The 22,775-nt window shown below is 39.1% G+C and carries 22 protein-coding genes and 2 pseudogenes; 18 read left to right on the forward strand and 6 right to left on the reverse strand.

Going from position 1 to position 22,775, the window contains the following annotated elements:
* Window positions 1–11 precede the first annotated feature (11 nt).
* Window positions 12–1,325: a voltage-gated chloride channel family protein gene (locus C6347_RS00420; RefSeq protein ID WP_106071263.1), complete on the reverse strand. Its 1,314-nt coding sequence runs from the start codon at window positions 1,323–1,325 to the stop codon at window positions 12–14.
* Window positions 1,326–1,921: 596 nt separating this feature from the next.
* Between C6347_RS00420 and C6347_RS00425 the strand changes: the two genes are divergently transcribed.
* The 3 genes from C6347_RS00425 to C6347_RS00435 all read left to right on the forward strand — a co-directional run bounded on the left by C6347_RS00425 (window position 1,922) and on the right by C6347_RS00435 (window position 4,480).
* The gene (locus C6347_RS00425) at window positions 1,922–2,224 is read left to right on the forward strand and encodes an ArsR/SmtB family transcription factor (protein WP_045034889.1); all 303 of its coding nucleotides are present in this window, start codon (window positions 1,922–1,924) and stop codon (window positions 2,222–2,224) included.
* A gap of 137 nt (window positions 2,225–2,361) precedes the next feature.
* Entirely contained in the window at window positions 2,362–3,540 is a 1,179-nt protein-coding gene (locus C6347_RS00430) for an MFS transporter (RefSeq protein ID WP_034660579.1), read from the forward strand.
* A gap of 91 nt (window positions 3,541–3,631) precedes the next feature.
* The gene (locus tag C6347_RS00435) at window positions 3,632–4,480 is read left to right on the forward strand and encodes an MBL fold metallo-hydrolase (RefSeq protein ID WP_106071264.1); all 849 of its coding nucleotides are present in this window, start codon (window positions 3,632–3,634) and stop codon (window positions 4,478–4,480) included.
* A gap of 68 nt (window positions 4,481–4,548) precedes the next feature.
* Here C6347_RS00435 and C6347_RS00440 read toward each other — a convergent pair whose 3' ends face one another.
* Window positions 4,549–4,791 (reverse strand): hypothetical protein, encoded by a 243-nt coding sequence (locus tag C6347_RS00440; protein ID WP_106071265.1) that lies wholly within the window; start codon window positions 4,789–4,791, stop codon window positions 4,549–4,551.
* Window positions 4,792–5,133: 342 nt separating this feature from the next.
* Between C6347_RS00440 and C6347_RS00445 the strand changes: the two genes are divergently transcribed.
* The 6 genes and pseudogenes from C6347_RS00445 to C6347_RS00470 form a co-directional block, all read left to right on the forward strand.
* Window positions 5,134–5,571 (forward strand): helix-turn-helix transcriptional regulator, encoded by a 438-nt coding sequence (locus tag C6347_RS00445; protein WP_034660576.1) that lies wholly within the window; start codon window positions 5,134–5,136, stop codon window positions 5,569–5,571.
* Entirely contained in the window at window positions 5,568–6,302 is a 735-nt protein-coding gene (locus tag C6347_RS00450; protein ID WP_060597665.1) for an ABC transporter ATP-binding protein, read from the forward strand. The genes C6347_RS00445 and C6347_RS00450 overlap by 4 nt, the downstream gene beginning before the upstream one ends.
* Window positions 6,299–7,036 carry an ABC transporter permease gene (locus tag C6347_RS00455; protein ID WP_060597664.1) on the forward strand — a complete coding sequence of 246 codons (738 nt, stop codon included), beginning with the start codon at window positions 6,299–6,301 and terminating at the stop codon, window positions 7,034–7,036. Before C6347_RS00450 ends, C6347_RS00455 begins: the two co-directional genes overlap by 4 nt.
* 102 nt (window positions 7,037–7,138) lie before the next feature.
* Window positions 7,139–7,645, forward strand: a complete 507-nt coding sequence (locus C6347_RS00460) for an LURP-one-related/scramblase family protein (protein WP_106071266.1) — start codon at window positions 7,139–7,141, stop codon at window positions 7,643–7,645.
* Window positions 7,646–7,738: 93 nt separating this feature from the next.
* Complete coding sequence (locus tag C6347_RS00465; RefSeq protein ID WP_106071267.1) at window positions 7,739–8,200, forward strand: hypothetical protein; 462 nt, start codon at window positions 7,739–7,741, stop codon at window positions 8,198–8,200.
* A 26-nt stretch (window positions 8,201–8,226) separates the two neighbouring features.
* Window positions 8,227–8,456: pseudogene (locus C6347_RS00470) on the forward strand (LysR family transcriptional regulator); the annotation flags it as partial.
* Window positions 8,457–8,505: 49 nt separating this feature from the next.
* On the opposite strand, the gene C6347_RS00475 reads toward C6347_RS00470, so the two are convergent.
* Complete coding sequence (locus tag C6347_RS00475) at window positions 8,506–9,216, reverse strand: GntR family transcriptional regulator (protein ID WP_060597662.1); 711 nt, start codon at window positions 9,214–9,216, stop codon at window positions 8,506–8,508.
* 153 nt (window positions 9,217–9,369) lie between these two features.
* On the opposite strand from C6347_RS00475, the gene C6347_RS00480 reads away from it, so the two are divergent.
* The 3 genes from C6347_RS00480 to C6347_RS00490 all read left to right on the forward strand — a co-directional run bounded on the left by C6347_RS00480 (window position 9,370) and on the right by C6347_RS00490 (window position 13,851).
* Window positions 9,370–11,268: a beta-glucoside-specific PTS transporter subunit IIABC gene (locus C6347_RS00480; protein ID WP_060597661.1), complete on the forward strand. Its 1,899-nt coding sequence runs from the start codon at window positions 9,370–9,372 to the stop codon at window positions 11,266–11,268.
* A 12-nt stretch (window positions 11,269–11,280) separates the two neighbouring features.
* The gene (gene bglA / locus C6347_RS00485) at window positions 11,281–12,717 is read left to right on the forward strand and encodes a 6-phospho-beta-glucosidase BglA (RefSeq protein ID WP_374955718.1); all 1,437 of its coding nucleotides are present in this window, start codon (window positions 11,281–11,283) and stop codon (window positions 12,715–12,717) included.
* Between the two features lie 153 nt (window positions 12,718–12,870).
* The gene (locus C6347_RS00490) at window positions 12,871–13,851 is read left to right on the forward strand and encodes a restriction endonuclease (RefSeq protein WP_066031490.1); all 981 of its coding nucleotides are present in this window, start codon (window positions 12,871–12,873) and stop codon (window positions 13,849–13,851) included.
* Between the two features lie 4 nt (window positions 13,852–13,855).
* On the opposite strand, the gene C6347_RS19330 is transcribed toward C6347_RS00490, so the two are convergent.
* On the reverse strand, window positions 13,856–14,017 hold the full coding sequence (locus C6347_RS19330) for a hypothetical protein (RefSeq protein WP_223253273.1): 162 nt from the start codon (window positions 14,015–14,017) through the stop codon (window positions 13,856–13,858).
* 161 nt (window positions 14,018–14,178) lie between these two features.
* On the opposite strand from C6347_RS19330, the gene C6347_RS00495 reads away from it, so the two are divergent.
* The 6 genes and pseudogenes from C6347_RS00495 to C6347_RS00515 all read left to right on the forward strand — a co-directional run bounded on the left by C6347_RS00495 (window position 14,179) and on the right by C6347_RS00515 (window position 20,367).
* Window positions 14,179–15,414: a TerD family protein gene (locus tag C6347_RS00495; protein ID WP_106071269.1), complete on the forward strand. Its 1,236-nt coding sequence runs from the start codon at window positions 14,179–14,181 to the stop codon at window positions 15,412–15,414.
* Between the two features lie 202 nt (window positions 15,415–15,616).
* A complete protein-coding gene (locus tag C6347_RS00500; protein ID WP_106071270.1) occupies window positions 15,617–17,173 on the forward strand; it encodes a ribonuclease YeeF family protein in 1,557 nt (518 codons plus the stop codon).
* Between the two features lie 13 nt (window positions 17,174–17,186).
* Complete coding sequence (locus C6347_RS00505) at window positions 17,187–17,726, forward strand: DUF2247 family protein (protein WP_034660743.1); 540 nt, start codon at window positions 17,187–17,189, stop codon at window positions 17,724–17,726.
* 21 nt (window positions 17,727–17,747) lie between these two features.
* A complete protein-coding gene (locus tag C6347_RS19335; RefSeq protein ID WP_223250411.1) occupies window positions 17,748–18,080 on the forward strand; it encodes a hypothetical protein in 333 nt (110 codons plus the stop codon).
* 628 nt (window positions 18,081–18,708) lie between these two features.
* A pseudogene (locus C6347_RS19685) lies at window positions 18,709–18,849 on the forward strand (YxiF family protein); the annotation flags it as partial.
* A 324-nt stretch (window positions 18,850–19,173) separates the two neighbouring features.
* Entirely contained in the window at window positions 19,174–20,367 is a 1,194-nt protein-coding gene (locus tag C6347_RS00515) for an MFS transporter (protein ID WP_106071271.1), read from the forward strand.
* 39 nt (window positions 20,368–20,406) lie between these two features.
* Here the strand turns inward: C6347_RS00515 and C6347_RS00520 are convergent, their stop codons facing one another.
* Together C6347_RS00520 and C6347_RS00525 are read right to left on the reverse strand one after the other, a co-directional pair.
* Entirely contained in the window at window positions 20,407–21,309 is a 903-nt protein-coding gene (locus C6347_RS00520; protein ID WP_106071272.1) for a quinate/shikimate dehydrogenase, read from the reverse strand.
* A gap of 18 nt (window positions 21,310–21,327) precedes the next feature.
* Complete coding sequence (locus tag C6347_RS00525; protein ID WP_060597655.1) at window positions 21,328–22,509, reverse strand: MFS transporter; 1,182 nt, start codon at window positions 22,507–22,509, stop codon at window positions 21,328–21,330.
* Window positions 22,510–22,775 lie beyond the last annotated feature (266 nt).

A 22,775-nucleotide genomic window follows, 5' to 3' on the forward strand; every position in this document is an offset into this window, starting at 1 on the left:
TTTCCGAACAATCAATTTTGTTTAGTGCTTTTTTTTCTTTTTTTTACATTTTCTAATGTTTCTCCTTGGGGAAGATTATATAACCTGCTCTTAGGGTTATATATTTTCTGAGAAGGCCAGAGCCCATGATATCCTGAGAATAGATAGCTGACTAAACAAGCAACAAAAAAGTACTCTAACCCTTTCCCATCAAACATCTCCATTGCCAGCAGGAAAGCAGCTATAGGGGTATTCGCACCCCCGCAAAAAACCGCGATTAAGCCTAAAGCGGCGAGAAATGACATAGGTAAGTCAATGAACGTGTGTAAGGCATTACCTAATGTTGCCCCGATAAAAAACAAAGGGATGGCTTCCCCGCCGACAAAGCCGCTGCCCAGGGTTACCGCAGTAAATACCAGCTTGGCCAGGAAAGCAAAAGGCGGCACCTCTTCTGAAAAAGTTTGTTGCAGCATTTGTAATCCTCGGCCATTGAAGTCTTGTGATCCAACAATTAAAGTTAATCCCACAATGACAATTCCTCCAAAGAAGGCTCTTTTCATATGGTTTTTCTTGAAAAGTTTCTCAGAGAAATTTTGTATTCCGTGCCTCAACTGACAGTAGAGAACACTTATCAGGCTAAAAATGACTGCTATAAGAATAACTTTTAAAAACGTAATAGATGATATTTCCGGTACGGTTTGTATAATAAATTCTTCGTGTTTATGTCCCCAAGCTGCTGTAGTTATATAGTGACCAACAAAGCTAGCCACAAGACAAGGAACAAGTGCTTCAAATTTCAGCTTTCCTAAAGCAGCCATTTCCATGCCAAAAACAGTACCAGTTATGGGTGCTCCGAAGGCAGACCCAAAACCAGCACTTATACCGCTTATAATTAAAACTTTCTTGTCAAATCTGTTTACCTTAAAAAATTTGTTGACCGCTGCAGCTACACTTCCTCCCATTTGGACAGCTGCACCTTCTCTTCCTGTTGAACCGCCAAAAAGGATCGTGATAAAAGTCCCGAAAAAGACGATAGGTCCCATTCTCCGCGGAACCTCTTTTTTTCCATGAACTGAGTCTATCACGAGATTATTTAATTCAGCAGTGTCATTCAAAGTATTATTCAAAAATACCTTTCCGTATTTCATATATATGTATCCTATGATAATTCCTCCAAAGGGGAGAAGGAAGATAAGCCAATCTCTTTTTGCTCGTATATCATCTCCTAGATAATCATTTGTCTCTAAAAGAAAATTTGTTGTCGTACCAATAACTATACCAATTATGCTTCCAAAGAAAATCCATTGACCAAGAATTGAAAAAAAGTCTTTATACTTTAACAGCATTTACCAATTCACCTCATTTCAAATCTTTTAGGAATATCGATTCTATTTTTGCCCATTGTATTAAAATTATTATAATAAGAATTGAATAACCAATTATGCAAAAAAGGATTAAAAACCCTTAAATGCGATTTAATAAAGGCCGTTTTACATCAACTTAAAAATCTTCATTTAGATTTATCACGAAGAGCCTTATCATAAATAAGTGCGGTTTAATGTAAAGTATTTAATTCACATATGACTGTAAGACACTTAGACATATTCAGGTAAAATGAATATATCTATTTTTTTCAAAAATCTTGTAATGTTTTATTGTTTCTTTAGTTATCTTATTAGCTTAATTTATTTAATTGAAACAATCGTCTATTCTCCTGCTAGCAATTTTTTTACGGAGGATAAAAGAATTGGACCTGAGACTAGATTTAGCAGAAAGTGAACTAGTGGATGCTGTCTATTACGGTGAATTTGATCTTGGTTAAGTAACGAAAGAAAAAGAGCAAAATTTGGAGAGATAGAGAGAAAGAAGGAAAATAGAAAGTTTTAAGGGATCTCAAACAACACATGTTGACATATCGTTATTTATCGATATAATGGTTTGTATGGAGCCAATAGAAGTTTTCAAAGCCTTATCCAATGAATCAAGACTGCAAATTTTACAATGGCTAAAGGAACCTGATCGTCATTTTACACCCCACGAAGGGATTGATATGAATACTACAGGGGTATGTGTTAGTCAAATAACAGATAAATTGAAAATGACGCAATCAACAGCATCTCAATACCTTTCAATTCTACTACGAGCTGGATTAATTACGACAGAGCGTATAGGTAAATACACGTATTATAAAAGAGATGAAAATGCCATAAAAAAAATTGCTAAGATTCTAGAAAAAAATATTTAATAAATGAACTGAATTCATACATCAGAATTCAGTTTCATTTATTAAATACAAATCGACTTATCGTAATATATTTTTTTGTTCATACATATTAACAATTCTAGATATGTAAATATATTATATATAGGGAGTGATCTACATTGTCAAACACTGTAAAGGTATACATTTTAGCTATTGTAAGTTTTTTAGTTGGTACATCAGAGTATATCATCTCTGGTATTTTGGATAATATTTCTGAATCATTAGGAATTACGATAGCTGCAGCCGGCCAGTTAATTACCATTTTTTCTCTTGTGTATGCCATCTTCACCCCAGTATTAATGGCTTTAACATCGGGAATGAATAAACGCAAGTTAATGTTATTTTCACTTAGCATTTTTATTCTAGGTAATATTCTTGCATTCGTCCTTCCTGGGTATAAATTATTTATTGTTTCAAGAATTATTATGGCTCTTGGGGCGGGGATGGTCGTCGTTACTGCATTAACAATTGCTGAAAAAATCGCACCAAAAGGTAAGCAAGGTAACGCTATTGCTACAGTAGTAATGGGATTTACAGCATCATTGATAATTGGAGTCCCACTGGGCAGAATGACTAGTGATTTCTTCGGTTGGAAAGCTGTATTTGGAGGAATAGCCTTACTCGGATTATTAGCAATGGTTATAATTTCTCTTACGATTCCAAAAATCCAAGGGGATAAACCTGTACCTTTAATTCAACAACTCGCTCTTTTTAAAAAACCAAAAGTAGTGTTGGGATTGGCCATCACCTTTTTCTGGCTTGGTGGTTATTCAATTGCCTATACCTACCTATCCCCTTACCTTTTAAATATATCAGGTGTAAGCAACAAATTGCTGAGTGGAGTTCTCCTCGTATTCGGGATTGCTAGTCTAGTTGGGTCAAAGTTTGGTGGATTTAGTACCGATCGATGGGGTGTGAATTTTACTCTGATTAGCGGAATGACATTACATGTCATCATGCTAATATTGCTCTCACTAGTTACGCATTCTTATATTGGAGTATTGCTCATTTTAATATTATGGTCATTTGCTGCATGGTCTTCTGGCCCGACTCAACAATATCACCTAGCTACAATGGAGCCAGAGTCATCAGGTATACTATTAGGTCTCAATCAGTCAATGATGCAATTGGCGATGGCTGCAGGTGCAGCTATTGGAGGTATCTTTGTAGAGAGAGTTTCTCTATCTTCCATTACTTGGGTAGGGGCTTTGGGTGTTGCAATCGCGATCATTGTAACAATATTGGCTTCACGTGCTACTTCGAGTAATGGAATTCGAATTAGTAAACCGCACTTATAATATTGAAGGACAACCGCATCATAAACAGCGGAACGATGGTAAAAAACGTGATTCGATTTAAAATATAATTATAGAAAGGAGGAAGCAACCTATGCACTCAATTAAAAAAATAGGTCAGAATTTTTGGTACATCACACCTATATCGCTTACCGACCGCCCCATTCTAGGTATGGTTGTGGGCAGTAACAAGACATTAATGATTGATGCTGGTAACTCGAAAGAACATGCCAAGTACTTTATCAAAGAAACGTTAAAACATGAGAACTTGACTCCTGATATGGTTGTGCTCACGCATTGGCATTGGGATCATATCTTTGGTCTGCCAGCGCTGCCTGATTCGCTTTCGATTGCTTCTGCAAAGACAAGAAAGGAAATGGAGAAGCTTCTTCCGTTTTCGTGGTCAGATGAGGCGATTGATGAGCGGGTGAGGGAAGGAACGGAGATTGAGTTCTGCGCGAAGGCCATCAAGGAGGAATATCAGGATCACCGAGATATTCAGGTGGTTTTACCGGATGTGACATTTGACCGTCGGATGGAGATCGATCTTGGCGGGGTCACGTGTGTCGTGCAACTTGTTGGGGGCGATCATGCCGCTGATTCAGTCATCGTGTATGTGAAAGAAGAGAAAATCCTTTTTCTTGGTGATTGTATTTATCCGAAAATGTATGCCGAAAAAGTCCATTATTCAATGAAGGAAACATTGCGTCTTTTAGATGAGTTAGATGCTTTTGATGCTGATATGTATATTCCTTCACACCAAAGACCGTGGACAAAAGAGGAGTTTCGTCAGGAAACAGATAAGCTTAGGATGATTGCGAAATACACTGATCTTTATGGTGGAGATCGGCAGAGAATCACGAAAGAATATCAAAATTACGTGAACAGAGAACTGAAAGAAGATGAATTAGAAACTATTTCTTACTTTGTAAATGGTTATTAAATGATTGCTGTAACTAAACAAAAAAGTCTCATTTGAGTGATTTCCCTCAAACGAGACTTTTTTATTTTCTATGGTAAACCTACAACATCTTCTGCATCACGAACTGTGACAGATATATTTTTTACATTAACAATAATGACACAATCCCAAGTAGGTTTGATTTGTAGTTCATTGTTTTCATCCATCCAGATCACACCGTTTAATTCGATTGATGGTTCTAAAATGACCATTTTCTTTTCGTTATGATCTGTAATTGCGGTTAAATCATGTTGTAAATTGATTGTCCAGTCAAAAAACTTTATTTTTTTCATAGTTCCTCCTTTTATTCACTGATAACATTACTATACTTATCTAGTGATGCTTTGCGTGGGGGAATACCTATTTTCCAAGCCATTCTTACTTCCCTTATTAGCTTTAGCAAAAGGTGTTGTAGCAGAAGAAAAAATTAGTATATGTGATTAAACATATGAATCTCAGTTCCTATATTCGATTACACACCAAAAAAGTCCCCTCCACTTAATTTCGAGGTGGCTTTTTTGGGTTAAACTTAGGCATTTAACCAAATGTAAATTGAAGATAACTTCTGATGTCATGTTCAGTTGGTAGATGATCGGAATAAGTCTTATATAATGATATTGAAGGGTGTGAAAAACATGATCAATATGAATTTGAAAAAAATGCGAAAAATACACAGGTTTACACAAGAAGAAGTGGCTGAGAAAATTGGTGTTTCAAGGCAAGCTGTTGCGAAATGGGAATCGGGAGAAACTGTGCCGGATATCAACAATTGTAAGGCTTTGGCTGAAATATATGGCGTTGCTTTGGATGATCTCGTGAATAATGTGGATGGTACAGAAGAGGTAGGGGTGAAACCAAAAGGAAAACACATATTTGGACTTGTAAAGGTTGGTGAACGCGGGCAAATTGTCATTCCTAAAAAAGCGAGGGAGATATTCAGCATCAGTCCTGGAGACAGCCTGTTGATTTTGGGCGATGAAGCTCAAGGAATCGCCATTGTAAAAAATGAGGCCTTCCTGCAGTTTGCTGACGATATATATAAGGCACAGGAAGATCAGGAGGATGAGGAATGATTGCTATTCAAACAAAGAATCTAACTAAGAAATTCGAAGAAAAGATTGCAGTCGATTCTCTTAATCTTTCAATTGAACAAGGCGAGCTTTTTACTTTACTTGGAGTGAATGGTGCAGGTAAAACGACAACGATCAAGATGTTGACCTGTCTTAGCATCCCTACTACCGGTGATGCAACGATCCTTGGTAACAGTATTGTTTCTAATCCCTATGCAGTAAAAGAACAGATTAATGTTTCACCACAGGAAACGGCAATAGCTCCTAATTTATCCGTTAAAGAAAATCTTGAATTAATCGCTCAAATATACGGATTCCACAAGAAAACGGTTGATATAAAAGTCGAGGAAATGCTTGGTACGTTTAGTCTGACGGAGGTATCTAAAATGAAGGCTAAAACCTTATCTGGAGGAATGCAAAGAAGACTTAGTATTGCAATGGCACTCATTACAGACCCCAAAATCCTTTTTCTTGATGAACCTACTCTCGGTCTCGATGTCATCGCAAGGCGTGAGCTATGGAGTACTATTGAGAAATTAAAGGGGAGCATGACCATCATTCTCACGACACATTATATGGAGGAAGCAGCAGCCCTTTCGGATCGAATAGGGACGATGGCGAAAGGAAAATTAAAGGCAGTTGGAACAGCAGCTGAATTGATGGAAAGTACCAACACCAAATCACTTGAGGATGCCTTTATTTCGTTAGCTACCAATGAGGAGGTCACCAGATGAAGTCACTAGCCTTTGCTGCACGTAATCGTAAAGAGATTTTGAGAGATCCTTTAAACTTAGCATTTGGTATAGGCTTCCCGTTAGTTATCTTATTTTTGCTTCATGCTATTCAAGCGAATGTTCCAACTGATTTATTTGTCATTGATAAACTAATTCCTGGCATAGCCGTCTTCGGGCTTTCTTTTATCTCACTATTCTCTGGAATGTTAATAGCTAAAGATCGAAGTACATCATTTTTGATGCGATTGTTTACTACACCTCTTTCTGCCTCAGACTACATTGTAGGATATATTGTCCCACTCATACCGATAGCAATTGTTCAAGTTATCATTAGCTTTATCGCAGCACTTTTCTTAAGATTACCTTTTAATTCCAATGTTTTGTTATCCATTCTTGTCCTTTTGCCAACATCTTTACTATTTATCGGCATAGGGCTCTTAGTGGGGAGTATATTTAACGACAAGCAGGTTGGTGGTATTTGTGGAGCGCTACTAACGAATATGAGCGCATGGTTAAGTGGTACATGGTTCGATTTGAATTTAGTTGGAGGCTGGTTCAAAGATATTGCGTACGCACTTCCATTTGCTCACGCAGTAGACGCTAGCAGAGCCGCACTTTCTGGAGACTATGCATCAATTTTACTGCATCTTTGGTGGGTAATTGGATATACAGGTGTTATTGTAGCTATCGCCATTTTTGCTTTTAAAAAGAAAATGAATGGGGAAAACGCTTAGTTTGATACAGTTTTTGGTGAAGAAATTTACAGCTGGGTTATCTGGGCCTTTTTCTGTATGATAAACTTTAATGAAGTTGTCATTTAGTAGAGGGAGGTACATATGAAACAGCTTTACATGAAGCAGAAAGTATTTAGTCTGAGCGGCAGGTTTACGGTAAAGGATCAGCAGGAGAACGATGTGTATGTGGTTGAGGGCAGCTTTATGAAGATGCCGAAGACGTTCACCATTCTGAATTCAGAGCGAGATGAAATCGCGGTCATTACGAAGAAAATGTTTAGCTTTTTACCGAAGTTTTTAGTAGAAGTTGGTGGTAAAGAGGTGTTGACCATCAAAAAAGAGTTTACGTTCTTTAAAGCAAAATATTCAATTGATGCTGCTGGTGTAGAAGTACAAGGCAACTGGTGGGATATGAATTTCCAAGTGCTGCAGAACGGCGAAGTGATCGGTCAGGTGAAGAAGGAATGGTTTACTTGGGGTGACAGCTATAAGGTTGATATTTTGAAAGAAGAGATGGAGCCTGTAATGATTGCACTGGTTGTTGCGATTGATTGTGTGAAGGCTGATGAGGCAGCGTCTAGGTCTTCTTCGTCGACACCGACGAATTAAGATCATCATTTTTTAGAAATAGATGAATAACAATGGAGGGTTTAAAAAGTTGGACAACCTAACCCGCATATTAAGATTAAGAGACGCAGAAATATGGGAGATGAATTTCTCGATAAAAAAGAAATCACCATTTATTTCTCCATTACAGATTTAAATCGAAAAGCAACGACTCACGATAATCCTCTAGCTACCCAAGAAGAACTGGATGAAAGAGATAATTACATTTCAATTGATGTGTATAGTAATCTCGATCTCAAAAAAACGCTTGAAGAAGAAACATCTGATGATTTTATCACCACGATCTCTTCTTTAGTAGAGCATATGCACGATTTTCACAATGCTCATGTTTTTATTAAAGCTCATGTTCATGACAAAATGGACTTAACTGTTTTTCAGTTAGAGGAAGATGAAGATTTGCATGGTGATGAAAAAGAACAACTAGACACGCATAAACGGTCATTGATTCATGAAAAATGTTTTCAGTTGGTAGAAAGCTATTTAAATCGAAAGATCAAAGATACATCGAGCAGTAGATTTTGCCAAGATTTAATGTGAGATTAACATATGAGATAAGCAAACTGATCACATTCCAATACAAAGTATTTCTAACAGTCGTCGAATCCGGCAGTTTTACAAAAGCCGAGGAGAAACTTGGGCTGACACAGTCTGGCGTGAGTCATAACATTGTGAAGCTCGTATCCGAATTAGGGATTGTATTGCTGCGGCGGAATCGAAACGGTCTTTCATTAACTGATGAGGTGAGCGGGTGATGCCTCATATTCGGCAAAACATTCATCATGCGACATTTCTTCATACGACAAAAAAGCTTCCTGATTGTCTCAGGAAGCTTTTTCCATCCATCACCCATAATAATTATTCGCTTGAATAAAAAATTGGGACTGCATGTAGTTATAAGTGATTTTCGAGAAGTCGAAAGGCTGGCCGTTTGTGAGATGAAAGACGGTCTCGACGCGGAGAGCGGGATCATCTTGTTTAAGGCCGAGGTGCTTTGCTTCGGTTTCATTCAGTTTTCCTACTTGTAAGTACATATCGGAAAAGCCGACCTTGAGTCCAAGGCCTTCACTGATAAATTTAAAAACAGAATCGGCAGCAATTTCTGTGTTGAGATAGGGAATGATGGTTTTTCGGTAATAGGATTCTTCTAGACATAAGGTTTGTCCATTGATGTAACGGATGCGTTTGAGGTAAAAAACATCCTCATCTTCTTCAATATTCAAATTAAGCGCTGCTTCTTCGGGCGGTTTGATGGTGTCTAGCATTAAAACCTCTGAAGTCAGTTGAAATTCCTCTAAATCTTTTTTAAACCCTTGGTTGGATAAAAGGCTGATATAGCCCTTGCGCCTGTGTCTTCGAACAAAGATGCCGCTGCCCCTCACTTGATAGATAATTCCTTTTCTTTCGAGTAAGTCTAATGATTTGATAATGGTGCTTTTGCTCACAGCAAATTGGCTCATGAGGGTTTCGAGTACAGGAAGCTTGTCCCCTTGCTGCAGCTCATGGGTGACAATATATTTTTCAATATCGCTCGCAATTTGTTGATACTTTAACATAGCCATTCCTCTTTGTTTTCACGATTTATTGTCTTTGTATTATAGCACATACCGATTTTCCTTTGATATGCTAATCAAAATTATATATGTATTGATATATTGTACCGGTATAATTATAATATACATATACTAGTAGTGATAAAGGGGGGTTATATGTCAAAAGTGAGGGATTATCAAAAGCTTGCAGAAGACATCTTAGAGGCAGTTGGCGGAGAAGAAAATGTGGTGAGTGCCGCAAGATGCGCCACGCGTCTGCGTTTGGTACTGAAACGTTCGAATCCAAAGGCCAAGGAAGCAGTCAACGCCATGCCTGGTGTTATTACCGTGGTGGAAAACGGCGGTCAATTTCAGGTCGTCATCGGCCAGCATGTTGGTGAAGTATACGAGCATTTTTCCAACCTTGTTCAGCTCCAATCGTCGGATGATGACCAGCCTAATGAAAACAAGGGAACGGTACTGAACCGTGTCATTGCGACCATGTCCGCTGTGTTTGCGCCTTTTGTGTATATTTTGGCTGCAGCTGGTATTTTACAAGGTGCACTTATCCTCATTAATTTGTTATTTCCAAGCTTTTCGAAAACGGGAACATATGAAGTCTTTAGTTTCATTTCATGGGCACCGTTTACGTTTTTGCCAATCTTTATTGCCATCACAGCAGCTAAGCATTTTAAAACGAATATGTATATCGCAGTAGCGTGTACAGCAGCGCTTGTCAGTCCAGCTTGGACAGAAATTGCTGGGCGTGTGGCTTCAGGTGAAGGCGTTACCTTTTTAGGCATTGCGTTATCTGAAACTGTTTATACGTCATCTGTTTTGCCTCCGCTGTTCTTGGTATGGATTCTTTCATATGTAGAGAGATTTTTAAATAAACGGATTCACGAGGTAGTAAAACCGTTATTTGTCCCATTTATCTGTATGGTCGTCATGGTTCCGTTAACCATTCTATTAATTGGTCCTCTTTCAACAGCAGGTGCAAATGGGATTGCAAACGGATACAATATCTTAGCAGAAAATGTACCGGCTTTAGCAGGCGCCATTATCGGTGGATTCTGGCAAGTACTTGTCATATTCGGCGTTCACTGGGGCATTACGCCAATGGTGCTCGCCAACTTTGAACAATATGGACGTGACTCCTTCCAGGCATATCAAACCATCGCTGTTATCGCTCAGGTCGGCGCAGTGTTAGGAGTTATTTTAAAAGCAAGAAACCGCGAAACTCGGAAAGTCGGAGTCTCAGCCGGAATCACGGGACTCTTCGGAATTACGGAGCCTGCGATTTACGGTGTTACCTTACGTTTTAAAAAGCCGTTTATTTTCGGATGTATTTCTGGAGCAGCCGGTGCCATCGTTGCCAGCTTCTTCACGCCTTATTACTTTGCGTATGCAGGTTTGCCTGGTCCGCTGACAATTGTGAACGGAATTAGTGCAGATTATCCAACATCGATCATCGGTATCTTAATTGGTGTCGCAATTGCGCTGATCTTACCAGTTGTGCTCATTCAAATGTTTGGTTATGGGGAAGATACAGTGGAGCAGACAGCCGGAACAACAACTGTCAAAGATCAAGATAAAGAAAAAAAGAATGCTTCGATGAACAATGAAGAAACAATCACTGCACCACTTGCAGGAAAAGTGCTCACATTATCTGAAGTTCCGGATGCCGTATTTAGCTCCGGGGCGATGGGCAAAGGCTTTGCCATTGAACCGACAGACAATAAGCTGTATGCACCGTTTGACGGCAGTGTTGTCATGCTTGCACCAACAAAGCATGCCATTGGACTTCGTTCAGAATTTGGTGTGGAGTTACTTGTTCACGTAGGAATTGATACGGTTTCTCTAGATGGCTCAGCATTTACACTCAAAATTCAAGAAGGCGACAAGGTGAAAAAGGGTGACTTGTTGATGACATTTGATCAAGAAGCCATTGAAAGCAAAGGATTAAAAACAGTCACACCAGTCATCATCACCAATACACAAGCGTATGAAGATGTGATGGTAGAAGCACAATCGACATGTCAGCCAACGGACGTCATGATTACAATTGTAAAATAGGAGGAATAAATAATGACATTACCAAAAGGTTTTCTATGGGGCGGAGCATTAGCTGCACATCAATTCGAAGGTGGATGGAATGAAGGAGGAAAAGGCCCAAGTGTTGTGGATGTAATGACAGCTGGTGCTCACGGAGTACCGAGACAAATTACTGAGACGATAGAAGACAACAAATTTTATCCGAACCATGAAGCGATCGATTTCTACCATCGTTACAAGGAAGATATCGCGATGTTTGCCGAAATGGGTTTGAAATGCCTGCGTACATCCATCGGCTGGAGCCGAATTTTCCCAAAGGGAGATGAAGCTGAACCGAATGAAGCTGGTTTACAATTCTATGATGATGTATTTAATGAACTGCTCAAGCATGGCATCGAGCCTGTAATTACACTGTCTCACTTTGAGATGCCGCTTCATTTGGCAAGAGAATACGGCGGGTTCCGAAGCCGAAAAGTCGCTGAGTATTTCGCAAAATTCGCAGAAGTGTGCTTCAATCGATACAAGGACAAAGTCACATACTGGATGACATTTAATGAAATCAATAACAAAATGGATGTCAACAACCCACTGTTCCTTTGGACAAATTCAGGGGTATCAGTCAAAGAAGGCGAAAATGCCAAAGAAATCATGTATCAAGCAGGACATCATGAATTACTTGCAAGTGCGTGGGCAGTAGCAAAAGGCAAAGAAATCAATCCTGCTTTTCAAATTGGAGCAATGGTTTCTCACGTACCAATCTATCCATATTCCTCAAATCCAGAGGATGTCATGCTTGCTGAAGAATATATGAGACAACGCTATTTCTTCCCAGATGTACAAGTTCGGGGCTACTATCCGAGCTATGCACTTAAAGAATTCGAACGCGAAGGCTATCATATTCCGTTTGAAGAAGGCGATGAAGAAAGCTTAAGAAAAGGGAAAGTAGATTATCTTGGCTTTAGCTACTACATGTCGACAACGGTTAAAAGTGATGCAGTGTCTGATAACAACGGAGATATTGTCAACGGAGCCCTGCCGCATGGTGTAGACAATCCTTATATCAAATCAAGCGACTGGGGCTGGTCCATTGACCCGACAGGCCTAAGATATACTTTGAATCGTTTTTATGATCGCTATCAAATCCCGCTATTCATTGTAGAAAATGGATTTGGTGCCATAGATCAAGTGGAAGATGACGGTTCTATTCACGATCCAGAACGTATTCAATATCTCGCTTCTCATATCGAAGCACTGAAAAAAGCCATTGAATACGACGGTGTTGACCTTATTGGCTACACACCTTGGGGCATCATTGATATCGTGTCATTCACAACAGGTGAAATGAAAAAACGCTACGGCATGATCTACGTTGACCGCGACAACGAAGGCAACGGCTCGATGAAGAGACTCAAAAAAGATTCTTTTACTTGGTACCAAAACGTCATTGCCACGAACGGTGAAGAAGTGTAACAAAGGAAAAGAGAAGCCCGGATGAGCGAAGTATGTGCTTGTTCGGGTTTTTACGTTCTTTCGGGAAAATTGGTTTGTATATCCTTTTGTTCACTAGATATAAGTCTTATAATTTAGTAAGAAAGAAGAAGATTGGAATGGGAGAGATCGTAAATGACGAAATGGTGGATGGTGCGTGCAGGCGACCAGAATGATTTAATTCCGATTTGGGAAGAGAAAGGATTAGCATCAATCGGGTGGCCTAAATTAGGTAATCCAAAACAATATCAAACAAAGCAAGAGATGAATGCTCGAGCTGATGTCATATACGCCGAGAACAAACCTTTTACGAGAAGAAGCTGGGTTAGTCAGGTATGGAGGTTTAGTAGAGAAATTCAAAAGGGAGATCGAATTATTACATACATAAAAGAAAGCCGTGAATATCGAGTTGGTACGGTGACTGCTCCACATTTTTTTGATGAAGCAGCAGGGGATAAAATGTATCCAAATCATATTCAAGTCAATTGGGAACCAATCGCAGTGAAACGAGATTCTCTCAGCCAATCAGCTAAGAACAGCCTCGGTTCTATATCAACTGTTTTTCGTGTAGATGATTGGGGGAAAGAAATTGAACACCTACTTAAAAACCCTACTTCTATACCAGCATTCGAAGATGAAACAGAAGAAGATGAAATTATTGAAGATTTAGTCAGCAAAGCAACTGTGATGATTGCAGATAAGGTGGATAAACTGGATCCGTGGCAGATGCAAGACTTAGTCGGGGGCTTACTGCAAGCTATGTCATACAATGTTCGTGTGAGTCCAAAAGGTCCTGACGGCGGTGTAGATATATTAGCTTATAAAGATGCATTTGGATTTGAAAAGCCTATTATTAAAGTACAAGTCAAGCATCGGAAAAATTCAGCCAGTGCGCCAGAAGTGCAGCAATTATTAGGAGCAAACCCCATGAATGCAAATAGTTTATTTGTTTCTACTGGTGGATTTACCTCTCATGCAAAAGCTGTTGCGAAGCATAATGAAGTTCATCTATTGGACTTAGAAGAACTCGTCAATCTTATTGTACATTGGTATGAGGATATGCCAACTGAGACAAGATCTTTATTACCTTTGAAAAAAGTGTATGTGCCTGAGTGAATTTTTATTGTCTAAATTTTATTAATGCCTGAATACAAAGAAAAAAGAGAGTAATGGCGACAAAATAGTTCATTGGATTGTGAAAGATCTTGATGTTCAAGGATATTTGAAGAAGAATCCAAAGGCCGAATATCACCATAACTGCAGGAATGATTCTTTTATACACATTGATTATCCTTTCGGGAGTGGTTTGTTTTTAGTTAGCATTGTCTCATATCATTGCAGAGGTTGAAAAGAGATAAAGATATTAATAGGTTCTATTACATGATTTGGTATAATTGATCTATAAAAACGATAAATGGTAGATAAAGTATAGGAGTTGTTGAAATGAATCAAACACTGCAAATGGGAGCCAATACCGTACTAAGTTCTCCAAAGGGGCATGTATCCATCAGCTATGAAGTGTCATCTGCAATTGATATTTCTTTAACGGCGTTTCTTTTAACAGATTCAGATCAGGTTGAAGGAGATCATGGCATTATTTTTTACAATCAACCAGAGAGTGCTTCGGGTGCAGCGTCACTTTTACCAGCAGAGGTATCAGGTCAGTTGAAAAGGCATCAATTGAATTTTGATATGAGCAAAGTGCCTGCTGGAATCACAAAGATGGCTATTACATTAACAGAAGATCAAGGAACGGGCTTTTCTCAAGTGAAGAATTTGCAAGCGGAAATTCGAACAGGTGACGAGGTGTTTTATCTAACACCAGTAAACTTTACAAATGAAAAGGGCATTGTCGTAGTAGAGCTATATATAAGAAATGGTGACACGAAAGCACGCTCAATTTGGCGTGGTTTCGATTCTGGACTGGAAGGTCTATGCAAGCTTTATGGTGTGGAGGTTGAACCTGATGAACAGGATATTTCTACACATCAAATGGCTCTTGAAAAACAACCAATTAAAGACCCTGCTCAAACGAAGACAACTGCTAAAGAGAAAGTCGCTGCACCTATCAGTTTAGAGAAAGTTCAGGGTAAAATTAGTCTAGACAAAGGTCATAAACCGATCATAATCGAGAAAACGCCTGAGATCACAGCTACAGTATCCTGGGAGTCCGGCACCGATTATGATATTTATGCATTGGTCTACACAAAGTCAGGAAAGCAAGTAGATGTGGCTATGTTTGGTGCGAAAGGAATTCCTGCTCTCAAAAGTTACGGCAACGGAGCTGTTGAGCATAAGGGAGATGTCGGTAGAGACCATGAATCAATGAAAACAGAAGTTATTAAACTACGGTTAAATGACGATATCCTTGCTGTCGTTCCGGTTGTTTATTCTGCCCAATCAAACGGAACAGGTTCCTTTTATAGATATAGAGTATCTATGAGTATAGATAATCACCAAGGAACGTCTGTGACGATTCATGCCAAACATGCCAATGACAATGATCGTATTTATTCTTGTGTGCCAGGTATACTTCAAAATACAAATGATGGTGTGATCATCCGCCCACTTGAGCTTTACAGCAAACCAAACTCTGAGCGCAGACCTAAATTAAAAATGAAGTCTTCTAATGAAATTGAGGTTTTGATGGATAAAGGACCTATCAATGATTTTAAATAACACATGGGTATGGCTAGACAGAGCAAAGTACAGTGTCTAGCTTATTTTTTAGCCCGTTAAATAGTGAGTCTAATCCATTTTTTGTGTCAATTAGCCTATTTTTCCGTTTTGGTGGACACGGTAAATTTGACTTTATGATCAATAATGGAGGGAGTGACTTCTTCTGGGCAAGATACTTGATGCAAAAGCACTAACAAATGCTATGGATGCAAGGGCAAAACACTACCAAGAACTCCGCGAACAAATGGTAGATTTAAAAAAGACACTTCAAGGCGTGGCAAACCTCGGTGATGAATTCACGGGAAAAGGCGCCGATAACATTAAAAGCTTCTACAAAGAACTGGCTGGAAATGTAGACATGTTTATCAGCTTCATTGATAAGCAGAAAGCCTTTCATGAAGGCGTTTCTGGGACACTTGATGATACGAATTTTGGCGACGATACCTTTGTAGAAGAACACTTTTTAGACAATGCAGTACATATGGGAATCAAAAACGCCAAAAGTATTGTAAAGGATCAAAAAAAGGCACTCAAAACGATTTTTCAAGACATCGACGACCTCATTTCTCTAGAAGTATTTGATAGCCAAACCTTTGATGAAAAAATTGCAAATGCAGAAGATGAACGAAAAAAGACAGTAAAAGACCTAAGAGAGCTTGATCAAAATTTAAAAGATGAATATGCTTTATCAGAAACGGAGCAGCAAGCTACAATGGCATTGTACGCAGAAATGATGAATGCGACAAATGATGGAAAAGCCATTTCGCCGATGAATTTTGACAAGAAAGCGTATCAAAATAGCGAAATCTACAAGGCAAAAAGCGATATTGAGAAGCAAACTGCTGAATATCTCAAAATTAAAAAAGAACAAGAAGAAGCTAGAGAAATCGCAAAGGAACAAGAAGCACTCGCCAACCGCCCTTGGTATGAAAAAGCACTTGATTATGGTGGAAATATCGTGAATGAACTGACTGGCGTGAACGATGCAAAACGCGCCGCAACGGGCGTTGACCCGATCACAGGCGAAGAACTTACCGCAGGACAGCGCGTCGCCGCAGGCGGCATGGCAGCAGCAGGTTATATCCCAATCGTCGGCTGGGCAGGCCGTATTTTCAAAGGCGGAAAGGCTGTCTATAAAACGACTCAAGCCACATCAGCAGCAGTACGAGCAGTCGACATCTACAAGACATCGCAAAAGTCCTTTGACGCCTTAAAAACATCTCAAAAAGGCTTATATGGTCTCACCGCAACAAACGGCTTCAGTGAAGCGATTACTGGGCGAGACATGTTTGGAAATAAGGTCTCGAAAGAACAGCAGGAAGCGAGTATGAACGCGGCGCTGGGAATGCTTTTGCCGTTTGGGGCGAAAGGGTTCAATGGGAAGATGGGGATTAAAGGAGATAAAATTGAACATCCGGTAATAGATAATAAAAGGGTCGGAAGTGCGTTGAAAAAGCCAGATGGTCAACATGGTTTCAATGATATAATTGACAATTACACACCACTGGCTAAAGAGTTTGATTTGGTTGGTGGTGATAAAACAAAGGTTAAGTTATATCAAATAGAAGGTGGAATGAAATACTATAGTTACAAGGATGTTTATAATAAAGATTTACGTATAATTGAAAGAGTGTTTTCGGTAAAAGATCAAAATGGTATTTTTGAGTGGATTGTCGATCCCAATAAGGGGGTTACTCATAGAAGGTTTATTCCAGAAGGTGAAATTACAGGATTACCTAATCAAAATCCTAAAAGATAGGAATGAAGAAAAAATGAAAAGTTCTATAGAGGTCTTAAAAACTTATAATATTCATTATGATTGGAAAACTATATATGTAGGAATTAGGCTAGATTTGATTTCATATAAAGAAATAAGCAAGTATGCTGTGGAATATTTATCTAATCATATTGAATGTGAAAATTCTTTAATCCTAGAATTAGCTTGGGGAGCTGGCGACCCAGATGAAGATTATAGAAAACTTCAAATGGTATTGGTAGAATTATATAATGATTTGATAGAAGAAGAATCCAGCCAATGGGACATTGAAAAAAGGAAATGGAGATATGGTATAACTTCTCATTTAAAAGAAATAAATAAGAATTCAACTGAAGAGTTGTTGGATGAACTTTCTGAAGTATACGCAGATTTTGGTTATCCTGAGGATATGGAACCGTTTATTCATTATATGCCTCCTTCAGATGGTTATAATCCGTTGCTGTATTCAAAAGAAGAGAATATAAATAGATTAGCATCTCTTTTTGAGGAGTTTTTACAAAAAGAAAAAGCATTTGTTCAATTTGAGCAAATGTAACTACTGATTAAAAGATGCCTAATGAAAATAGAACTTGAATTCGAAAAAGAAGTTACAAACTACTATAAGTGGTTAGATCAAAAAATAAATGAACTTAAACAGCTAAGTGTATATAGTATTAATGGATATTACTTTTTAGATGATGGCGGAATTAAGACTTTTCAACGTTATTGTCAAAATGAACTTATCGAAATTTTTAGCGACCAGTTGAATAATTACCATTTTTATATATTCCTGAGTAAGAAAGTAAGTGATGTACATTCTCGAATAGAGAAATTTCGAAAAGTATGGAAGTCTATTGACTCAGAAATAAATACTTCAGGTTTTGAAAAGGGGCCAGAACTACTTTTATGATGAACTTAGAAATCATTTTTATGTTAGTATGGCGAAAGTTCCTCAGCCTGAATTAGATAAAGCATTGCGGATAATGGATAAGTATCAATCGAGTTTCATGATTGCCACTAGAAGGGATTCTATTCTTTCAGAGGAATCTATAAAAGATTTGTTTTACTCAGGTTTGAACAAGGATAGTCACGAAGTAGATTATCAAGCACTTTTTTTGAAATATGGTTTGAATAGTGAAATTATTTTCAGATGGGGCTCTGTTGTAAATGAGGCCGAATTGGCAATGATATTAAATCAAGATCTTACCCAGAAAATACGGCAGCGAATACAAAGCTATTCATAGTATCTTCAAAAGACAATGATCTCTAACATATTAAACAATCCCCACATTCGGGACTGACTCTCATTTTTGAGACAGGGATCATGACACTTTATGAAACAGCCAGTTGTCGAAACTCTTTCGATGGCTGGTTGTTTCATTTCAATTGATGAAAGCAATGCTGTTCTCCATAAAGATACCATTTCTTCATGTTTCCACTTGTGTACTATTCTTAATCCTTATTTTTTGAATGAATCTCTGCTAACTTCAATCGAACGGTCTCTCCTTTTACACTGATTGAATAACTCACTCCTTTTTCATACAAACCAGCTTCTTGAGCAAACGAAATTTTCAAGTGGATACGGGGATTTTATTTTAGTCGCAGAGGATTTTTGTTTTGGGTTATGCATAGAGCGAACGGAATATTTTTATGAGCTAAGTATTTGGGGGCTAGAATAATTAACGATGAATAGAGTTGACACATCTTTTAGGGAGTGGAATTAGCCACTCTTTTTTTCTATCGATGGAGTCATACGCTTGATCGATGATTTTCTCTCAAATTTAAGCAATTCACTATCATTACCTTTCACATTCATATAAAATAAGAGAGTGAAAAATTGAAGAAATGCTTGATACATGAAGGGCATGTAAGCTGTGAGCTGCATGACATGATGAGATGTATGAACGTGAAGGCTGCAAAGCTGTTCTTCCTCACATATGAGATCTTGTAAGCGTAACCATTATTTGTCACTTCATTGCGATGGTGTTGAGGGGTGTGTCAGGATGAGAAATCCGTATGTGAGAACGGCTTCTAGTCTTTATATCAATTATTTTTTATTAGGTATGGTCAATATTATTTTGGCTTCAAATATGCCATTTTTAATCAAACAGTTAGATACCAATAGTGCGGGAATTAGTTATATGATTTCGGCGCTCGGCATTGGCAGGGTGCTCACGTATGGTCTATCGGGCGTGCTGTCAGATCGTTTTGGGCGAAAGCCGGTCATTTTGGTTTCGGGTGTGCTGATGGCGGCGTTTCTCATCGGAATCCCATTGTCTCCGAATTATCAAATTGCGTTTGCGTTTGCGATTTTGGCAGGGGTGGCGAATTCGGCGATGGATGCAGGAACGTATCCAGCGTTAATGGAGGCTTTTCCTCAAAACTCGGGATCTGCGAATGTGATGGTGAAGGCCTTTATCTCGATTGGGGCAACCATCCTACCACTGGCGATTTTCTTTTTAGCAGAGCATAATTTGTTTTATGGGATGGCATTTTTTGTTCCTGCTCTGATCTATCTTGTGAATGTCTTGATGCTGTGGAGCTTGCCATTTCCGAATCATCGCAAGGTGGAGCAAGTCCAGGTAACGGAGCATGACGGACTTCCGCGCTTCTCGACAGAGCCTACGTTTTGGAGAGAAGGGATTGCACTCATTGTGATCAGCTTTACGTCAAATGGGCTGTATGCGTTGCCGCAAATTTGGCTGCCTACTTACGGTGAGACCATATTGGGGATGGCTTCAGGGAGTGCTGTGAAGCTGCTTAGTTACTATAGCATGGGCGGGCTGCTGTCTGTCTTATTGCTCGCATTTCTTTTGCGACGTTTTGTCCGTCCAGTCACTGTGCTGCTGATCTATCCAATCATTACACTTGTCTCCATCTGTGTCCTATTGGTCGTGAAATCCCCAGTCATCGGAACTGTCAATGCCTTTGTATTGGGATTCTCAACAGCCGGTGTTTTTCAGCTGACGTTAACGGTGATGGCTGAATTCTTCTGGAAGAACAAAGGAACGATGACAGGGATTATCTCCACAGCCGGCGGGGTGTCGGCTATTGTCATTCCGGTCGTAACAGGTTTAATTGAAAGTCACTCGACCATTTTACAAATCTTTCTGTTCGATGCGGTGGTGGCAGTTGTCGCTATTATCGGTGCACTGTATATTCTGTATCGATACCGCCAAATCATGGTCCATGAATAAAAAAGACGACCTCCGCTCAGGAAGTCGTCTTTCTTTTGTTTAGAAACGGTCATTTTCAAAAAGAATTTGTTTCACTTGATCAACTGGCATATCTTCACCAGTAAAGAGTTTGTAAGCAAGTGCACCTTGCCATAGCATCATGCCAAGACCGTTAATGGTTTTGGCACCAGCTTCCTGTGCTTGCGCAAGGAGCTTTGTTTTTTGCGGGTTATATACGACGTCTGTCACGATTAAATCTACACGCAGGACATCAAGCGTATCATCGATGATGCTGAGCTGATCTAGTGGTTTCATGCCAAGGCTTGTCCCATTTGCTAAGATTGCACTTTCAGCTACTTCACGGCGGAAAGCGTCTTTGTCTTCAAGTGGGAAAATGTTCGCTTTGACACCAAATGATGTCATTTCGTTGTTGATGTAATTTACATTTTCTTCTGCTTGAACAAAGTATTGATCATTACGAGCAAAAATACTAATTTCACGAATACCTGATTGTGCAAGCTGAATGGCAATCGGTGTTGCAGCTCCGCCAGATCCGACTAGTGTGACCTTTTGACCAGCTAATTCAACGCCATGTTCAATCAAGTTTCTCACGTAACCAAGACCATCTGTGTTGTAGCCAATCAGTTTGCCATCTTTGTTTACGACGGTGTTACTTGCACGTGTGTATTTTGCAGAATCATCTAGTTCATCTAAGTAGTCTAGCACTTTCATTTTGTTCGGCATAGAAACATTAAACCCAGCTGCACCCATTGCTTTCATACCGTTGACAGCTGCTTCTAGTTCCTCATTCCCTACTTCAAATGCGAGGTAAGCGTAGTTGATCCCTGTTAGTGTATAGCCAAGGTTATGCATACGTGGTGACAGGCTGTGTCCGATTGGTGTAGCAAGAAGGCCTACTAATTTTGTTTTTCCATCAATATTACGTTCATGTATGTTTGTCATGATTGACATCTCCTTTAATTATCTAAACAATTTTTTCATGCGTCCAAGAACAAAGACCGCTAACAATACGCTAATAACCGCAATGATCATATCGAAAAATAACGTCATTTTAATATCGTACGTGCTGACCAACCCACTTGTAATGAGCGGCACAAGAATAAACGCTGAGCTTGCCGCAATGTTGACGTATGATGAAGCCGTTGCTTTGTTTGTAGGGAATAATTTCATCATAATACTCATTGCCAGCTGGAAGATCCCTGCTGTAAATAATCCTAAGAAAAAGGTGCTGACAATGACAATGCTATACGTTTCAATTTGAAATAGTGAAAGCATGGCAAGAAATGCTCCAACTGGATAAATGATTGCGACCATAATCGGCGAAATGAATTTATCTAATACAATTGAGAGCAGTAGAACTGACACAAGGGCACCAATACTAAAATAAGAAAGAAGCTGTGTCGCTTGTCCTGCGCCAAGCCCAATCAATTTCAATCCGAGCTGTGGAAGCCACGTTTGCCATACGACAAACAATGCAGTAGACGTGAATCCCATGAGCACGACGGCTAAGCCTTCACCCAACATTTTAGGTTCTTCCTTCATTTGTTCCTGCACTGGAAGGTCATCTTGTGAAGAGACTTGCTTATGGTTCGGGAACGGCATAAAGATCAAGTAAATCCCTACAAGTAAATAAAGAAGTCCTAGTCCAAAGAACGCCCAGCCCCAGAAGATGTCATGTGCAATAAGGAACGCCAAGATAAATGGAAGAACAGTCGCTCCAATTGAAACGGACGCCTTCACTAAAACAGAAGCTGAACTTGCCTTTTTAGGAAACGATTCTGTCAAAGCAGGATATGTTCCCGAATCAAGTAATGAGTTTGCAATTCCGGCTGAAATCGCAAAGATAAATGCCAATGTATAATTCGTTGTCGTTGGAATACCGATTAAGAATAATAAGTAAAGAAAGTTCCCTGTAATAATGACAGGCTTACGTCCCCAGCGGTCTGCTAACCGGCCAGAGAAAAAGAGAGCAATCAGTTTACCAATTCCGATCGCCGATACAAGCAAGCTGATTTTCGTAATATCCACATGGTAGCGTTCAGATAAGCTATTCATATTGGACGCTACAATGATATTGATCATGCCGAGCATGAAGTAATTTAAATACATGCCGAGTGATGATTTAATATAAGGATTTTTCATGTTCCCACTCCTATATTTGCAACCCTTTTAGGGTTAAATTCTTTGTATGTCGGTTGTTCTTTCTATGAATGTACATAAAGCCCATCACAACACCCCTTATGTGATTGATGTAAAATAATGAATATTCATCTGTTCTTCAATTAAGTACATCGTTCTACTAAAATATAAAAATAAAAACAGCTTTGATAAGAAAGTGAATCTTCATAATTTGATCAGAATCAGAAAAGTCCACTTTTAATTGATGTTGAATAAAAACAACGATACAC

Origin of the sequence: Bacillus sp. NMTD17 (genome assembly GCF_002998735.1) — a bacterium.
GTDB lineage: Bacteria > Bacillota > Bacilli > Bacillales > Bacillaceae > Bacillus.

Bases quoted from the DNA above. Each gene is read 5' to 3' on its own strand.
- C6347_RS00420 (WP_106071263.1), bottom strand. From the start codon at position 1,325: ATGCTGTTAAAGTATAAAGACTTTTTTTCAATTCTTGGTCAATGGATT.
- C6347_RS00425 (WP_045034889.1), top strand. From the start codon at position 1,922: ATGGAGCCAATAGAAGTTTTCAAAGCCTTATCCAATGAATCAAGACTG.
- C6347_RS00435 (WP_106071264.1), top strand. From the start codon at position 3,632: ATGCACTCAATTAAAAAAATAGGTCAGAATTTTTGGTACATCACACCT.
- C6347_RS00440 (WP_106071265.1), bottom strand. From the start codon at position 4,791: ATGAAAAAAATAAAGTTTTTTGACTGGACAATCAATTTACAACATGAT.
- C6347_RS00445 (WP_034660576.1), top strand. From the start codon at position 5,134: ATGATCAATATGAATTTGAAAAAAATGCGAAAAATACACAGGTTTACA.
- C6347_RS00450 (WP_060597665.1), top strand. From the start codon at position 5,568: ATGATTGCTATTCAAACAAAGAATCTAACTAAGAAATTCGAAGAAAAG.
- C6347_RS00455 (WP_060597664.1), top strand. From the start codon at position 6,299: ATGAAGTCACTAGCCTTTGCTGCACGTAATCGTAAAGAGATTTTGAGA.
- C6347_RS00460 (WP_106071266.1), top strand. From the start codon at position 7,139: ATGAAACAGCTTTACATGAAGCAGAAAGTATTTAGTCTGAGCGGCAGG.
- C6347_RS00465 (WP_106071267.1), top strand. From the start codon at position 7,739: ATGGGAGATGAATTTCTCGATAAAAAAGAAATCACCATTTATTTCTCC.
- C6347_RS00475 (WP_060597662.1), bottom strand. From the start codon at position 9,216: ATGTTAAAGTATCAACAAATTGCGAGCGATATTGAAAAATATATTGTC.
- C6347_RS00480 (WP_060597661.1), top strand. From the start codon at position 9,370: ATGTCAAAAGTGAGGGATTATCAAAAGCTTGCAGAAGACATCTTAGAG.
- bglA (WP_374955718.1), top strand. From the start codon at position 11,281: ATGACATTACCAAAAGGTTTTCTATGGGGCGGAGCATTAGCTGCACAT.
- C6347_RS00490 (WP_066031490.1), top strand. From the start codon at position 12,871: ATGACGAAATGGTGGATGGTGCGTGCAGGCGACCAGAATGATTTAATT.
- C6347_RS00495 (WP_106071269.1), top strand. From the start codon at position 14,179: ATGAATCAAACACTGCAAATGGGAGCCAATACCGTACTAAGTTCTCCA.
- C6347_RS00500 (WP_106071270.1), top strand. From the start codon at position 15,617: ATGGATGCAAGGGCAAAACACTACCAAGAACTCCGCGAACAAATGGTA.
- C6347_RS00505 (WP_034660743.1), top strand. From the start codon at position 17,187: ATGAAAAGTTCTATAGAGGTCTTAAAAACTTATAATATTCATTATGAT.
- C6347_RS19335 (WP_223250411.1), top strand. From the start codon at position 17,748: ATGAAAATAGAACTTGAATTCGAAAAAGAAGTTACAAACTACTATAAG.
- C6347_RS00515 (WP_106071271.1), top strand. From the start codon at position 19,174: ATGAGAAATCCGTATGTGAGAACGGCTTCTAGTCTTTATATCAATTAT.
- C6347_RS00520 (WP_106071272.1), bottom strand. From the start codon at position 21,309: ATGACAAACATACATGAACGTAATATTGATGGAAAAACAAAATTAGTA.
- C6347_RS00525 (WP_060597655.1), bottom strand. From the start codon at position 22,509: ATGAAAAATCCTTATATTAAATCATCACTCGGCATGTATTTAAATTAC.